11 protein-coding genes and 1 tRNA gene are annotated in these 15,962 nt (G+C 38.0%); all 12 read left to right on the plus strand.

Annotated elements, in window-relative coordinates; all coding sequences use genetic code 11:
* The first annotated feature begins 21 nt into the window (after positions 1 to 21).
* The 12 genes from CJ190_RS04120 to hpt all read left to right on the plus strand — a co-directional run bounded on the left by CJ190_RS04120 (position 22) and on the right by hpt (position 15,960).
* Complete coding sequence (locus CJ190_RS04120) at positions 22 to 3,630, plus strand: PD-(D/E)XK nuclease family protein (protein WP_070597925.1); 3,609 nt, start codon at positions 22 to 24, stop codon at positions 3,628 to 3,630.
* Between the two features lie 2 nt (positions 3,631 to 3,632).
* A complete protein-coding gene (addA, locus tag CJ190_RS04125) occupies positions 3,633 to 7,481 on the plus strand; it encodes a helicase-exonuclease AddAB subunit AddA (RefSeq protein WP_168162767.1) in 3,849 nt (1,282 codons plus the stop codon).
* A gap of 74 nt (positions 7,482 to 7,555) precedes the next feature.
* Positions 7,556 to 7,626, plus strand: a tRNA-Gly gene (locus CJ190_RS04130).
* Positions 7,627 to 7,701: 75 nt separating this feature from the next.
* Entirely contained in the window at positions 7,702 to 8,292 is a 591-nt protein-coding gene (locus CJ190_RS04135) for a ribonuclease H1 domain-containing protein (protein WP_064293083.1), read from the plus strand.
* Between the two features lie 22 nt (positions 8,293 to 8,314).
* Positions 8,315 to 8,764 (plus strand): signal peptidase II, encoded by a 450-nt coding sequence (gene lspA, locus CJ190_RS04140; RefSeq protein ID WP_082888674.1) that lies wholly within the window; start codon positions 8,315 to 8,317, stop codon positions 8,762 to 8,764.
* A gap of 4 nt (positions 8,765 to 8,768) precedes the next feature.
* Entirely contained in the window at positions 8,769 to 9,716 is a 948-nt protein-coding gene (locus CJ190_RS04145; RefSeq protein ID WP_064293081.1) for an RluA family pseudouridine synthase, read from the plus strand.
* 90 nt (positions 9,717 to 9,806) lie between these two features.
* The gene (locus CJ190_RS04150) at positions 9,807 to 10,025 is read left to right on the plus strand and encodes a YneF family protein (RefSeq protein ID WP_013669734.1); all 219 of its coding nucleotides are present in this window, start codon (positions 9,807 to 9,809) and stop codon (positions 10,023 to 10,025) included.
* 97 nt (positions 10,026 to 10,122) lie between these two features.
* On the plus strand, positions 10,123 to 10,779 hold the full coding sequence (locus CJ190_RS04155) for a lysophospholipid acyltransferase family protein (RefSeq protein ID WP_064293080.1): 657 nt from the start codon (positions 10,123 to 10,125) through the stop codon (positions 10,777 to 10,779).
* Between the two features lie 1,039 nt (positions 10,780 to 11,818).
* A complete protein-coding gene (locus CJ190_RS04160; RefSeq protein ID WP_101562025.1) occupies positions 11,819 to 12,784 on the plus strand; it encodes an ABC transporter substrate-binding protein in 966 nt (321 codons plus the stop codon).
* A 676-nt stretch (positions 12,785 to 13,460) separates the two neighbouring features.
* Positions 13,461 to 14,510: a PTS transporter subunit IIC gene (locus CJ190_RS04165; protein ID WP_064293590.1), complete on the plus strand. Its 1,050-nt coding sequence runs from the start codon at positions 13,461 to 13,463 to the stop codon at positions 14,508 to 14,510.
* Between the two features lie 261 nt (positions 14,511 to 14,771).
* Entirely contained in the window at positions 14,772 to 15,311 is a 540-nt protein-coding gene (gene thiW / locus CJ190_RS04170; protein WP_064293591.1) for an energy coupling factor transporter S component ThiW, read from the plus strand.
* Positions 15,312 to 15,423: 112 nt separating this feature from the next.
* Positions 15,424 to 15,960 (plus strand): hypoxanthine phosphoribosyltransferase, encoded by a 537-nt coding sequence (gene hpt / locus CJ190_RS04175; RefSeq protein ID WP_060778192.1) that lies wholly within the window; start codon positions 15,424 to 15,426, stop codon positions 15,958 to 15,960.
* Positions 15,961 to 15,962: the final 2 nt, after the last annotated feature.

The raw sequence follows: 15,962 nt of genomic DNA on the forward strand, positions 1-15,962 counted from the left end.
TCTTTTTAAAGGAAGGTTAGCATGCGTTTACAAATCACACGTATTTTAGAAACTAAGGATAATCGTGAGGACACATTGAGAGACATGGCAAGCTTCTTAGCAGCTGATTCAAGTCACCGAGTCTTTTATCTAGTCCCCGAGCATATGAAGTTTGATATGGAAAAAATTATTCTTGATAATATTCAAGCGTATAAAAGTAAGCCTGATAGTGGTGACGGGGTTGCCATGATGCGCTTACAGGTTTTTTCCTTTAAACGGCTTGCCTGGTATTTTTTAGAACAAAATCAAGAGCCCATTCAATCAGGATTAGATGATATTGGCCTAATGATGTTGATCAAGCAAATATTAAATGACTTGCAGGAAGACTTGCTTATCTTTCGCCGCGAAAGTGGCTATATTGGTTTTCAAGAACAATTAACCCAATTATTTAAGGAATTTGACCAGGGAAATATCAGTAGTCAACGGTTAATTGAAATCTACCATACCGTAGAAGTAGAAGCGGACGGTCAAGATCCCCTATTAGATAACCAATTAAACAAATTAAGAGAACTTATACTTATCTATCAAAGCTTTGAAAGCAAGTTATCTGATCAAATTCTCACTGAACAGGCTCTCTACCAACAATTAAAGCACTACCTGGCGACGACCGATTTATCACAGGTTAGGGTGGTGGTTGATGGTTTCTATCGTTTTACTGCTAATGAATTTGATATTCTTGGCGATTTATTGGCGGCTTGTGACCAGGTAGAAGTGATATTAACCCTGGATAGTCAGAAGACGCTGAAGAGTGAGTTTCAAGGGCAAGATTTATTTAGTTTGAGCCGGCAAAGCTATAATAAGTTAGTTCAATTAACCAAAGCTATCGATTGTCCTTTGATGCTTGACCGAGTGGGGAAAAGCAATGCTCATTTTGCTCCTGGCTTTTACTTACTCGACCAGACCCTAGTCAAGGATTGGTCGAATGAAAAGGCGGCTTACGCTGCTATTTCCAAAGAAGAGCAAGATCAAGTTAAAAATTTGATCCAAGTGTGGTCCTGTCAAACCCCATATATTGAAGCAGAGCAAGTTGCTAACCAAATTTATCATTTAGTCAGTTGTCAAGCTTATCGTTATCAGGATATCCAAATTTTGACTAGAGACTTTGACCAGGTAAGAGAACAGCTTTTGCCTTATTTAAAGATGAATAATATTCCCTATTTCCTTGACGACAGTGAATCCATGGCAGACCATCCCTTGTTCTTGTTCATTGATGCGCTTATTCGCATTTATCGTTACGATTGGCGTTATGAGGACATCTTTAATCTTTTACGGACTGAACTGTTATTGCCCTTGCATGATTCTGAGGATCCTTGGTCTGAAGTTGAAAGCTTCCGACGCGAGGTCGATCTCACAGAAAACGTTGTGCTACAAAATGGCTATGAGGGCAAATCATGGTGGCAGAAAGGGGTTACTTGGTCTTATTTAAGGGTGGATGATTACGGACAAGTGGTTGCCAGTGAATCAGATCAAAAAACTCAGGAAATCGCTAATCAAGTCAAAGCCTTTCTTGCTGAAGCCTTGGATGGCCTTTTTACAGCTTTTGATCAAGCAAGTAATAACCATGACGCTTTGCTGGCCCTCTATCAATTTTTAGTCCACTATCAGATTCCTGAACAATTAATGCTTTGGGCTCAAAACAATGCCCTCAATAACCGCTTGGATGAGGGACGCCACCACGAACAAGCTTGGCAAGCCTTTATCAAAGTGCTTGACCAATATGACCGCTTATTTAAGAACCAAAGCTTTAAAATTCAAGATTTTCAAGAAGTTTTGGCCAGTGCCTTTAACCAGACAAAATATAATATGGTCCCCCCAACCTTGGATCCGGTAACGATTCGGGGAATTGACAGTCAACGTTCAGAACATAAAAAGGTAACTTTTGTTATGGCTTTGACCAAGTCTAATTTACCTAAGGCTTATCAAAATCACACCTTACTGACGGATGAAGATCGGGAGGTTTTAAATCACTATTTTAACGTCAATGAAGGCTTGAATCTAAGTAGCCAAGTCAAGACGAATAACGAAAAATTTATTGCCTATAAACTCTTTTTATCTGCTAGTGAACGCTTATATTTATCCTTTCCCTATAATCAACTAGGAGATAAGACGACAGATATCTCTCCTTATTTAACTTACTTAATTGATCGTTTTGACCTCGAAGTTTGGGATAAAAAATCACTAGCCTTGCCAGTGTCTGAGAAAGACTCTCTAGTCTTTGGAAATTGGCGTAGCCAATTGCATTATTTGATCCAAGTTTATCAAGGCAATAAAAGTAAGCACTTGGCGATTTCAGATCGATGGAAGGCGCTCAAAGAAGTCCTTAGCCAGGAGACAAAGAGTCGAGAATATAGCCTAAGAGCACTTCAGGGACTAAACCACCAAAATAAAGTGGTCAATTTAAGTTCAGAGGAAGCTAAGGCCTTATACGGATCACAATTGGCGGTATCTGTGTCAAGCTTAGAGTTGTATAATAAGGATCCTTTTTCTTACTTTTTACAGTATGGCTTAAAGTTAAGAGAGCGGCCTATCTTTAAAATTGATGAGCGCCTGACAGGAAGTTATTTCCACCGAGTGCTGCAAGAATATTATGACCTAAAGAAACAGTCGGATGATTCATTTGATGAATTATTTACTCAATCGCTTAATACTGCATTAAAGGATCCGGCCTATGATATTTTTTCGGCCAACCAGTTCTATAATTACCAATTAAAACAATTAAACTTTAACCTTAATCGTTTTATCAAACAATTTGATATAAAGATGAATAAGACTAAGTGGCATAACCATGCTAATGAAGCAAGTTTTGGGATGAAGGCGGACCACTCCTATTCCTTTACATTGTCTGATCAGACTAGGGTTCACTTGCGAGGAATTATTGACCGCATCGATACCTTTAATTGGCAGTTTAAGGGGCAAGATTATCTCGTTAGCCAGGTCACTGATTATAAATCAGGGGCAAGGGCAATCAATCTTGGCGATATATTCCAAGGGACTAATATCCAGCTCTATACTTATTTATTGGTCTGTTTGGAAAAATTTCAAGCCCAGTATCCCGATAAAAGGATCATTCCCTTTGGAGCCTTTTACCAAAAAGTGAGTGCCCCTTTGAAAAAGGTCGAAAACCAAAGCGAATATGCTGAGATGATGGCGAAAAATGCTAGCGGTACGGTTGATTTAAGCCAAGAATTAAAAAGTAATGAATATTTCCTAGCTAGCCAACAACTACTCGAAGACATTATGAAAGCGGGCTACGATGGGGAAGAGCTGTATGCTTATGGACTGAAAAAGGACGGAGATTTTGATAAGAATAGGTCGCGGAAAATACTGACCTTAAAAGAATTCCAAGCCTTATTAGACTATATAAAAGAAATTATTTATAACAGTTCAGAAAATATTATGAGTGGTGATATTCAATTACGCCCCCTGGAAGATGAAAAATACCTTCCCTCGACGACAGCCTATAAAAGTATTGCTCAATTTGATTTAACCGAGCCAGGCAAACACTATCGTGACAGATTAAAGCTTTCTAAAGAGACCTTTTTCCAAATGTCCGCAAATGAATTAAATGAGACCAGTGAGGAGGAAGAATAAGGGTGACAATACCAATTAAACCGCAAAATGCAACTTATACGGACCAACAATGGTCTGCTATTCATTTAAACCAGCATAATTTATTACTTTCGGCCTCAGCGGGCTCAGGAAAAACCCGGGTCTTGGTTGAGAGAATTATTAATCAGGTGAAAAGTGGGCGTAAGCTATCCGAACTCTTAGTAGTTACTTTTACCGAATTAGCGGCTAAGGAAATGAAAGAGCGGATTGAGAAAAGCTTAAAAGATGAAATTAACCGTGAGCTAGATACCCAAAAAAGACTCCATCTCCAAAGGGAAGTTCAAGCCCTGCCTCAAGCCAATATATCGACCATTGATGCCTTTTGTCGGCAAGTGATCAATCGCTACTATTATCTAATTGATCTGGATCCCAAATTTCGCCTAGTGACCGATGAGACGGAATGGTTACTCTTTTATGAGAAAGTTTGGAAAAAGTTAAAAGAAGACCTTTTAGATAGTGAAAGTGATATATATAGCCAATACCATGATGATTTTATTATTCTCAGCAATAATTATTCAGATGGCCGGCAAGCGAGTGATGATAAGCTTAGCCAGTTAATTTTTGATTTGTATAATAAGGCACGTTCTCACGCCAACCCCATAGGATGGCTACAAGACTCCTTAAAGTATTATCAAGCTGACAAAACTTACTCCCAAAGCAATTTTTACCGCCAGGAGCTGGTCCCTTATTTATCCCAGCTACTAGAAAATCGCTATATCAAAGCCTTTACTGCCTATGAAGAAAGTATTCCCAATCAAGGCCTAGAAGGAGATGAAAGAGGCGAAGGCATTCAGAAATTGATAGCCGGTATTCAAGAACAAAAGCAGTTTTTTATCCATTTAAAAGACCTCCTAGAAAACAAGGACTATCAAGCAGCCTATAAGCATTTTAACAACCGGCCCAAATTCGCTTTCATTAACTACAAGGTTAAGGCCAAGTCTCCAGCTATGGATCAAAAAAAGGCTCTAAGATCTGCTTATAGTCAACTGCTAAAGGACTTACAATTAAATGCTAAAATCAACCAGACTGACCTCTATAAGTTCTTGGCCTTTGATGAAGAGACCACAAATAAAATGCTGGAAAAGAGCTATGACTTAGCTTCAGCCATTGTTCATCTTTGTCAATTATTCATTGATCGCATGCAAGCAAAAATGCTTGAAGAAAAGCAACTAGACTTTCAAGCTATTGAATTATATACCTATCAAATTTTAAGTCCGACTGATCCTGACAAGAATGAAGCCCTGCTTTATTATCAGTCTCGCTTTAAAGAGGTTATGGTTGATGAGTATCAGGATGTCAATGGCCTGCAAGAGGCGATTATTCAAGCGGTTAGTCAAGAAGATCGTTCCCATAATCGTTTTATGGTAGGGGATGTGAAGCAAAGCATCTACCGCTTCCGATATGCTGATCCTAAATTATTTATGGATAAATACCAGCGTTATGCTAACTTTGATGATCAAACGCCGCCTTTTGAGGAGCCTTCTTATCGAATCAATCTAGCGGAAAATTTCCGTAGTCGCCCTGAGATTTTAAGCTTTGTCAACTTTGTGTTTTCTCAATTAATGGATGAAAAAATCGGTGGAGTCGATTATCTTTCGGAAGGGCAGTTAAGTGTGGGAGCCACTTGGTACCCAGACCTCGAAGGCTATGAAACGGAAGTCTTGTTAGTAGAAGAAAATGAAGATTACCGTCAAAGCTTAGATAGTAATCAAGAACTGTCTCGAACCGAACTCCAAGCAGAAGTGATTGCCCAAAAAATAACTTCACTCATGCAAAAGGGCTTTAAGATCTATGATAAGGATGCAATTAGTGAAGATAAGATGCGCCCGCTACGCTATAGTGATATTGTTATTTTAGGAAGTAATCGTACTTTCTATCAGGGTTTAGAAAATATTTTCTCTCAATACGATATACCGATTATGCAAGACAAAAAGCAAAATTATTTCCAACGGACTGAAATTATGACCATGGTAGAGCTGTTGAAATTAATTGATAATCCTTACCAAGATATTCCCTTGGCAGCTGTATTACGGTCACCCATTATCGGCTTGACTGAACCAGAAATGGCCCAGATACGCATGGCTGAGCGGGAGGGGACTTATTTTGAAGCGGTCCAATCTTATATTGAATCTCATCAAAATGAAAAGGACAATGACCTATTTAATAAACTCCAACAACTGCTCGATTGGCTCCAGTTTTGGCGTAGTTTCACTAAAGAACACTCGATAGCCCAATTAATTTGGCAAATCTACCAAGACACAGGCTATTTAGACTATGTGAGTGGGATGACCAATGGTTTACAACGAGAAAGTAATTTACATGGCTTATATAAAAGAGCCTATGATTTTGAGGAAAACCAATTTAAAGGTCTTTTTCAATTTATACGTTTCATTGAAAAGATGCAGGAACGTGAGAAGGACTTAGAAAGTCCGCAAACCATTGATCTCAATCAAAATGCAGTCCAGTTAATGACCGTTCATGCTAGTAAAGGACTAGAATTCCCTGTGGTATTTTATTTCAATATGGCTAAGGGATTCAACGTCGACGATTTGAAGAATGAACTTTTGATTAATGACCAAATCGGTATTGGGGTTAAAGTCAAAGACCGTTTCAATGGCATCAGCTATAGCAACCCGATTCGTTTATTAGCTGAACACTATGAGCGTCTTGAACTTAGTGCAGAAGAACAGCGTAAATTATATGTGGCCTTAACCCGGGCTGAACAAAAACTTTATTTAGTAGGTGCGACAGAAGACCAAGATAAAACTTTTGATCAATGGATTAAATGGGCCGACTTGAGTCAAAAAAATCAGGTCATCGATGAGAGTCTGTGCGCTATTTCTAGTCAAAGTGATAATATCCAAAAGTGGATTGGTACAACAATTGTCCGCCATCCTGATTTTAGAAATAAAAGTCATTATGACCAGGCGGCCCAATCCAGCTATCAAAGCGTGACTACGGATTTTCATATCCATGTGGTGAATGAGGAAGAACTCTTGACCCAGACAGCCTTTCAAAATATTCAACTTGCGCCCGAAAAAGTAAGCGTTAAGGAAGAGGATCCTCAAACCGAGATCATTTCATCGCCTTTAGATTATGACTATCCTTATCGGGAGGCTAGTCAGACCAGTAGTTATCAATCTGTATCGGAATTAAAGCGACTCTTTGAAGAACCAGAAGACGAGCGTCAAGTGCAGTGGAGCTATTCAAAGAGTCAAAGTGAAGCAGTCCAAGGTTTGCGATTTACTCCTAGTCACTATCCCGCTCCAGAATTTATTCAGAGTCAAGCGGAGCATAGTCCTAGTGAGCATGGCTCAGCCATACATTTACTCTTACAAGCGATTGACTTAAAGGTCATGCCAAGCTTCGATTCACTAGTTGCAAGCTATAAGGGCTTAGTTGATAAGGGTCTGCTCGAAGAAAGTAGTTTAAGCGATGCTGATTTACAGCAGTTGCTGGCTTTCTTTGAAACCACTATGGGTAAAAGGATCATTCATCCTAAGAGCCAAGTTTACCGTGAACAACCTTTTTCCTATTTACTACCTTATCGCCAACTCAAGTCCTCTACAGGACTAGCCCCTAATGATAAGGTCCTTATTCACGGAATTATCGATGGCTTCCTTATTGATGAAAATAACCAGGTATGGCTGTTTGACTATAAAACTGATCATATCGGCTACTTACCCGCTAAAGAACAAAGGCAAGTTCTGTTGAAACGCTACCGAGTTCAAATGTCGCTTTATAAAAAAGCTTTAACTTCAATTTTAGAAAGACCGGTGGATTATGCGGTCTTGATAGCCCTTGATTCTTTAGAAACTTTCCCGGTGGAATAAAAATTAAATAAATCTTGCTTTAAAGGGGATAAACATGCTATAATAACTTTTGTTGAAAAGAGCATGTTTGTTCTGCGGGTGTAGTTTAGTGGTAAAACTGCAGCTTCCCAAGCTGTCGTCGCGAGTTCGATTCTCGTCACCCGCTTTATATTGACTACTAAAGTGAGACTAGCTTGTCTCACTTTTTATTTGTATTTAAAAGGTTAAAAGGAGAGATAATGTGAAATACTATGCGGTAAAAAAAGGGCGGAAAACTGGAATTTTCACTGATTGGCCAACATGTAAAAAAGCCATTGATAAGTACCCCAATGCCGTCTATAAATCCTTTAGCAGTCAAGCAGAAGCGGAAAACTTTTTAAGTGATCAAGGTAGTCAACCTGTCAAGGTCGATTCTAATGACCAAGTTCTAGCTTATGTTGATGGTAGTTTCATGACTGCCAATAATCGTTATGGTTTTGGTGGGATTCTCCTTTACCAAGGCGAAGAATATACCTTCTTTGGCGGTGGCGATGATCCAGAATTAGTTAAAATGCGTAATGTCGCTGGGGAAATGATGGCCAGTATGCGGGCTGTGAAAGCGTCAATTAAATTAGAAGCTAAAGAAGTCCTTATTCATTTTGATTATCAAGGAATTGAAAAATGGGTCACTGGCGAATGGCAGGCTAAAAATGAATTTACTCAGTCATACCGCCAATTCATGTTAGATAAAGAAAAAGAAATTAAGATTCATTTTGTTAAGGTCAAGGCTCACTCAAACGATCATTATAACGATATAGCTGACCAGCTTGCTAAGAAGGGTGCACTTAACTAAAATAAGTTAAAGGAGTTCAATCATGTTTTTTTATCTCTTAAGCGTTATCTTAGTCATTATTGATCAAATGATAAAAGCGTGGACGGTGAATCATATCGCCTTAAATGAAACGATTCCTTTTATTCCCAATCTTTTATCCTTACATTATTTACAAAACCGTGGGGCAGCCTGGGGAATGCTTGCTGGTCATATGTGGTTATTTATTCCCATTACTTTACTTGTTAGTGGCCTAATCATTTATTATTATCACCATGACAATGTCCGTCATCCTTTATATGTGACAAGTTTATCTTTTTTGCTTGCAGGGGCTATTGGGAATTTTATTGACCGCGTTCGCTTGGGCTATGTCGTGGATATGTTTAAACTAGACTTTATGGATTTTCCTGTATTTAATTTTGCGGATACTTGTTTGAGTTTGGGAGTTATTTTCTTTATCATTTATTTATTATTCTTTGAATCAAAAGAGGAGTGATTTCATGCTTGAGAAAAGTTATGAATATCATGATGATAAGAGTCTTCGTTTGGATCGTTATTTGAGTCAGCGTTTAGATAGTTATAGCCGTAGTGAGATCGCCCAATGGATTAAAACGGGTCAAGTAAAAGTGAATAAGCAAGTAGTTAAGCCCAGTTACCGTTTAAACCCTATGGATAAGATCTCCTTAGCGATTGAGGAAGAACAAAAGCTTCCGATAGTGGGAGAGTCGCTTGACCTAGACATCGTTTATGAAGATAAAGACCTGCTAGTGATTAATAAAGCCAAAGGAATGGTCGTTCATCCCTCCAAGGGCCATTTAAGCGGAACCTTGGTCAATGCCTTATTAGCCTATGCCCAAAAAAATCATTTTACCCTGAGTGACTTAGGCGATTATTATCGACCAGGAATTGTTCATCGGCTGGATAAAGATACCAGTGGTCTAATGGTAGTCGCTAAATCAGACCAAGCTTATCAAGCTTTGCTGGAAGACTTGGCTAATCACCAAGTGGATAGAAAATACCTCGCCCTGATTTATGGTTATTTGCCGGATAAGCAGGGGGCGATTGATATCCCCTTGCGTCGTCATCCCAAAGACCGGATGCGCTATGTAGGCGACCCATTAGGTAAAGAAGCAGTGACCCATTTCAAGCAAATCGCTCGAACAGAAGATTATGCCTTGTTGCGCTTAAGCTTGGAAACTGGCCGTACCCACCAGATCAGGGCCCACTTAGCTTACTTGGACCATCCTGTTGTCGATGACCCACTCTATGCCAAAGCTTATCAGCAGCGATTTTTTAGTCAGCAGGGACAGTGTCTCCATGCCTATGAATTATCATTCAATCACCCAATCACCAAAGAAAAACTTCGCTTTCAGGTTAAGCCGCCTAAGAGCTTTATGACTATATTAAATAAGGTCTTACCCAACTATGTTTTACAGTTGGAGGAGTAAAGCCTGGGGGCTATAATTTTCTTAAACTTGGCAAGTTAGATAATTTTTAGTACAATTAAAAAGATGTTTATATAGAGGGGGAAATCATTCATGTCAAATTTTGCTTGGATTATTATTATCATTATTACTTTGATTATCGGTATGATCTTAGGTTTCTTTATTGCTCGTCGTTATATGATGAACTATTTCCAAGATAACCCACCAATTTCAGCTGATATGATTCGGACGATGATGGCACAAATGGGGCAAAAACCTTCCGAAAAACGTGTCCAACAAATTATTAATTCCATGAAAAAAACGAAAAAATAATCTCTAGGAGGTTGGAGGAATTCCAGCCTCTATTTCTTTTATCTATTTTAAATGGCTAGCTTAGTTGATGCTTGAAAATCCTAGCGAGGTGACAATCATGTGGTTTTATAACTTTATGGCTTACTTGGTTAAAGGCTTAATTCGAATTGTTAATGGGAAACCGGAGCTTTCCTATCATGAAGACTATGATCCTGACCAACAATATTTAATTGTTGCTCCCCATCGTAGTGTACTTGATCCGGTAATTATCGGTATCCATACCTTACCTAAACCGGTTCATTTCTTAGCCAAACAGGAACTATTTTCATCTTCCTTGGTGAATTGGTGCTTAGACCACTTAGGCGTTATGCCAGTCGATCGGGAAAATCCTAGCATGGTTTCCTTAAAATCGGCGGTAACCGAACTTAAAAAGGGTGAGGACAACGTTGGACTTTTCCCTACTGGATCCCGTTATTCGACAGAAATTAAGGATGGAGCAGCTGTCTTAGCAAAGATGGGCAAGGTTAATATCTTACCTGTTGCCTATCAAGGCCCGATTCATATTTCTGGACTCTTTTCAAGAAAGGCAAAAAATCGGGTAAAGTTCAGAGTGGGAAAACCTATCTATTTGCCTGCTGGTAAAAAGTTATCAAAAGAAGAACTCAAGGAAATTGACCAGCAAATTGGGCAAGCTTTTCAAGAAATCGATCGGGAAATTGATCCTAATTATCATTATGACCTTGAAAAAGCTATTCGAGAGCGAGACCGTAAATAAAAAATCCTATTGTGGCTAGGTTAGAGTTGTGCCTAGGTAAAATTTAAAAGCGAGAATGATAAGTTTACGTACTAAAAAAATCTTGTATTGCTTAGTCTGCAATTTAAAGCGAGAGAATAACTTTCTTTGTCAAATAGTATTGATGAAAATTTTTATAGTTAAAGTCATAGCACAAAATAGTTATGGCTTTTTTTATTAAGATTATTAATATCGATTATTTTTAAACATATTTTATATCACCTAGGTAAAAAATGGTTTGAAGAAAAGAATTGATTCACAAAAACTATTGTTTAAAAGCGTTAAAAATTAATCCGGTCAGTTTTCATATTTTATTTTGTAGAGCTCCAAATGATAGCATTAAACCAGTCTATTGGGATAGCAATGGAGTTTGGTTATTTTATAAATAATTTAAGGAGGGGAAATTGTAATGCCCTAAGCCTCATAAATTTAAAGCAGATTTCAAAACGACAGTGGTAATAGTTACTCTATTGCTTACCATTTCTTGATTTTTGATACTTTTAAGTATAGAGAATCACTGTTTATTTGACTTACCCATCTTTATGCACCTCATATTACAGCTTACTTTTAGCAAATAAAATCTTATATTTTAAATTATAAGTTGACTTTATCTTAAAAATTGTTTAATATTACTTCAACAGCTTAAGAAAGGAGCATGTAATCATGTTAGTTAAATACCTTATCAACCAGAGCGCATGCTCTTCTTATCAAAATGTACGATTTTACTTTAGCTATTTTAGATAGCGTTTGTACTATGAAACATCATAGATACAAACGTCAAACTCAAGTTTGTATCTATGATGGCTAAGGATCTTAAGCGTGTCTAGCCCTCATAGAATGGATAAATTCTAAATGGGCTATACCACTATTAATATATGCTATTATTCAGCCCATTTAGTTTTTTCCAAACTAGGTGGGCTTTTTTTATACCTTTTAGGGGAGTGATAGTATGGAAGGTCTGTTTAACAATCAGAAAAAATAGAAAGTTAACCGTTTTATATCGAATAATGGAGGAAAAATCATGAAAAAATATTTATGTTATCTAGCAGCAGGTCTATTAACCTGTACATTAGCCGCTTGTTCAAACCAAGGCAAGGAAGGTAGTAAAGATAAAGTCGATGTGGGTATCATTCAATACATGGAACACGATTCCCTACAAAAAGCTAAGGAAGGTTTCCAAGATAGCTTGAAAGAGGCTGGTTATGAAGAAGGCAAGAATTTAGAAATTGAATTCCATAACTCCCAAGGTGACCAGTCTAACTTGCAAAGCATTACCCAACAATTAAAGGGGAAAAAGGACCTGATTTTAAGTATTGCTACTCCAGCTGCACAAGCCATGCTGAACACTGACAAGAAAACCCCGCAATTATTTACCGCAGTGACTGATCCGGTCGGTGCTAAATTAGTTGAAAGTAAGGAAAAACCCGGTAAAAATATGACCGGCACTAGTAACATGACCCCTGTTGCCGATGTTGTTAATTTATTATTAAAGGCTGATCCAAGCATAAAAACGATTGGTATCTTGTATAACTCAAGTGAAATGAACGCGCAAGTTCAATATGAACAAGCCAAGGAATATATCGAATCCAAGGGCCTAAAGGTCGAAAGTATGACGGTAACGTCAACCAATGATGTGCAACAAGCGACTAAAATCTTGGCGGAAAAAGTAGATGGCATCTATCTACCAACCGATAATACTATTGCTAATACCATTCAAACCATTGGTAAGGTCCTAATGGAAACCAAGACACCATCAGTTGCTGCTTTCGATGCCGCTATCGAAGGTTCCCTATGTGCCTATGGGGTAGACTACTATAAATTAGGCCAACAAACTGGAAATATGGCAGTAGATATTCTGAAAGGGAATAAAAAACCAGAAGACATTCCAGTGGAATCTTCTAAGGACATGGTCATTAAGGTAAATGATGAAATGGCTGCTGCCCTGGGAATGGACAGTGAGGATTTGAAGGTTCGTTTAAATGGATAGGGAATAAAATTATTCAGGAAAATGAAAGATAAATAGCCAGACAAGATGTATTTTGAAGAGGTCAAGAAGAATGGGCTTAATGATATCTAGAGTTTTGCAAATAGTATGTAATCTACCTTAGCAATTGGGGGATAGATTACTTTTAAAATCATAGGTTAAGCCGTCTTATTGGCAGAGAAAACTTCTCACTAGGGTGGCTGTCTCTCTTATATTATTAGCTAATTAAATTCATTTTCATTTAAAAAAGAGTTTCAATTAACAGTTAATTAAGAGAGATCAAGTGGTTTAACAAACTCGTTTAAAATTCTGGTCTTTCCTTATGACCCCTAGCTAAAAGTGTTCTAGTTTCATTCAACAAATGAAGCAAAGAAGAAATTCAAAGTGAAGTGAAAATGTCTGACCTGGGTAAACGACCATGTATCTTAAAAACTATTACAAAAGAGATCATTCAGGGGACAAGGTATATTGCTTTGTTATGCAAGAAGTATTGGCGTATATCTATAATCATTGGATCATGTAAATTAGGGCAGCCAAATGCTGCCCTTTTTTAGTATTAATATATAATATAAAAGTAAATAATCTTTTTATTTATTTCATGCTTTGGTGAAAACTTTAAGATTTTATCATGTTTTCATGATAAGATATTAAAAATACTTTAAAGAAGGAAGGTTAATTTATGCAGAAATTAAAAATTAAGGATATCTTTAACCAAGTTTTAAATGGGGCATCGACAGGTATTGTTATCGGTTTGATTCCTAGTGCCATATTAGGTGCTTTGACTCGGTCTTGGCTCGGTACGCCGGGGGTTTTGGCTGACTTTGCTGGCTCTATTCAAGCCTTTCAATTTGCCGTACCCTTTTTAGTTGGTCTTTTTGCGGCCCTACAGTTAAACATGAAAGGTATGGAAACGGCTGCATTAGCAGGAGCTGCTTTTCTAGGGAGTGGAGCAGCTCGTTTAGTCGATGGGGCTTGGGCACTTAAGGGAACGGGAGACTTAATTAATACCATTATCACCGTCTTTATTGCTGCTATTTTTATTAAACTTTATAATAATCGCTGGCAGAGTCTCAATATTGTGGTTCTTCCTTTACTGGGCGGAATTTTACCAGGTTTTATTGGTCGTTTAATCCTACCCTTGGTTAGTCAACTGACTTTACTTTTAGGGCAGGGGATTGCTCATCTCACAGAGATCCAACCATTAATTATGGCTATTTTAATCGCTATTGCCTTTGCCATTATCATCGTTACGCCTCTATCCAGTGTTGCGATTGCTTACGGGGTGTCCATTAGTGGTCTAGCGGCTGGGGCAGCTAACTTAGGGATTGTAGCGGTTGTATTTACTTTTCTCTATGCTTCTTCACGGGTTAACAGTAATGGGATTACTTTTTCTTTATTATTTGCTGGGCCAAAATTATTTATGGCCAATTACTTACAAAACCTAAAAATGACTCTACCTATTGTGATTAATGCAGGGGTAGTAGGGCTCTTTGGTTATTTATTTAATATTCAAGGGACTACAGAATCAGCTGGTTTTGGTATCACGGGTTTATCTGGACCAATCAACGCCTATTACTTTATGGATGGTAATACCTTGGTTAATATTTTGGTCCTCTGCCTAACCTATGTGGTAGTGCCTTTGGCGATTTCTATTATTACCCATCAGACTTTTACCCGTATGGGGATTTATGATGAGAACATTTATGTTTACCATGCGCCAGAACACTAAGAACGAATAGAAAGAAGTTAACACTTTTTGGGATGACCCTTAGCATAAAAGCTAAGGGCTTTTTGTTTAGTTAGGTCTTTAAAAGATAGGTAAAAAGGCTTGTTTAATTTTTATTTATGACATATGATGAGTAGGTAAAATACTATTAATTAGGGGAGCCACGGCTGAGAGGATGTATATCGACCCTGTAACCTGATCAAGGTAATGCTTGCGTAGGTAGTCTTTTTTTTGTGCTCTCCTTTATCTTTTAGGAGGGATTTTATGAGTAAAAAATCAAGTCCATTGATTCTAGTAACGGTAGCGATGTTTGTGGCCATTGGGTTAGTTATTTCACCGATTTTTCGCGTGGAGGGTTTTGCCCCAACTGCCCACTTTGTTAATGTGGTTTGTTCGGTCTTATTGGGACCTTGGTATAGTTTGTTAAATGCAATTCTGACTGCAATTATCCGGATGAGTCTTTTTTCGGTGCCTCCATTAGCGCTTACTGGCCAAGTTTTTGGTGCTGTGCTTTCGGGAATACTATATCGTCTCTTTGATGGCTCTATCCTTGCCTGTGTGATTGGTGAAGTTATCGGCACAGGGATTATCGGGGCCATTGCTTCTTATCCAGTAATGGCGCTTTTATTAGGAAAAACAGGGATTACCTGGTTGTTTTATGTGCCAAGTTTTTTAATTGCAACAATTATTGGTGGTGTCTTAGCCTATTTCTTCTTAGTCACCTTACGGCAAACCGGTTTGCTTTATAAAATGCAAAAACGCCTAGGGATCAATGTTTATGATTCTTCTAAGAAAAAGGCTTAAATTAGTCACAGTTAAAGCTAAAGTTCTCAACTTTTTCTGCGCCTTTATCTTTTATCTGTTATTATAGGATCACAAGAGTGAATAAGAGATTAGAGAATTAGGAGCTTTTTTAATGGATAATTTAATGGAAGAAATACTTATTCCCCAAGCGGAATTATTGAAACGTATTGAAGAATTAGCTAAAGATATTGCCCAAGAGTATCAGGATAAGAATCCTTTACTTGTCTGTGTCTTAAAGGGGGGCATGCCCTTTATGGCTGATTTAATGAAACAAATGGATATCCTTCTTGAAATTGACTTTATGGATGTTTCTAGTTACGGTGATGCCTTTGAATCTAGTGGCGAAGTGAAAATAATAAAAGATTTATCGGTCCCTGCAAAAGGGCGTCATATCCTGTTTGTTGAAGATATTGTTGATACTGGGAGAACTTTAAGCTATCTGTATAAGGTTTTAAAATCCCGCCAAGCAGCTTCCATAAAAACCGTTTCTTTGTTGGATAAACCCAGTCGACGCAAAAAAGATTTTCAAGCGGACTGGATCGGCTTTGAAATTCCTGATAAGTTTGTAGTCGGTTACGGGCTAGATTATAAGGGCCAATTGAGAAACTATCCTAATATTGCTGTTTTAAAAGAAGAAGTCTATTCTTAACC

This window comes from Aerococcus loyolae, from assembly GCF_002871915.2.
Classification (GTDB): Bacteria; Bacillota; Bacilli; order Lactobacillales; family Aerococcaceae; genus Aerococcus; species Aerococcus loyolae.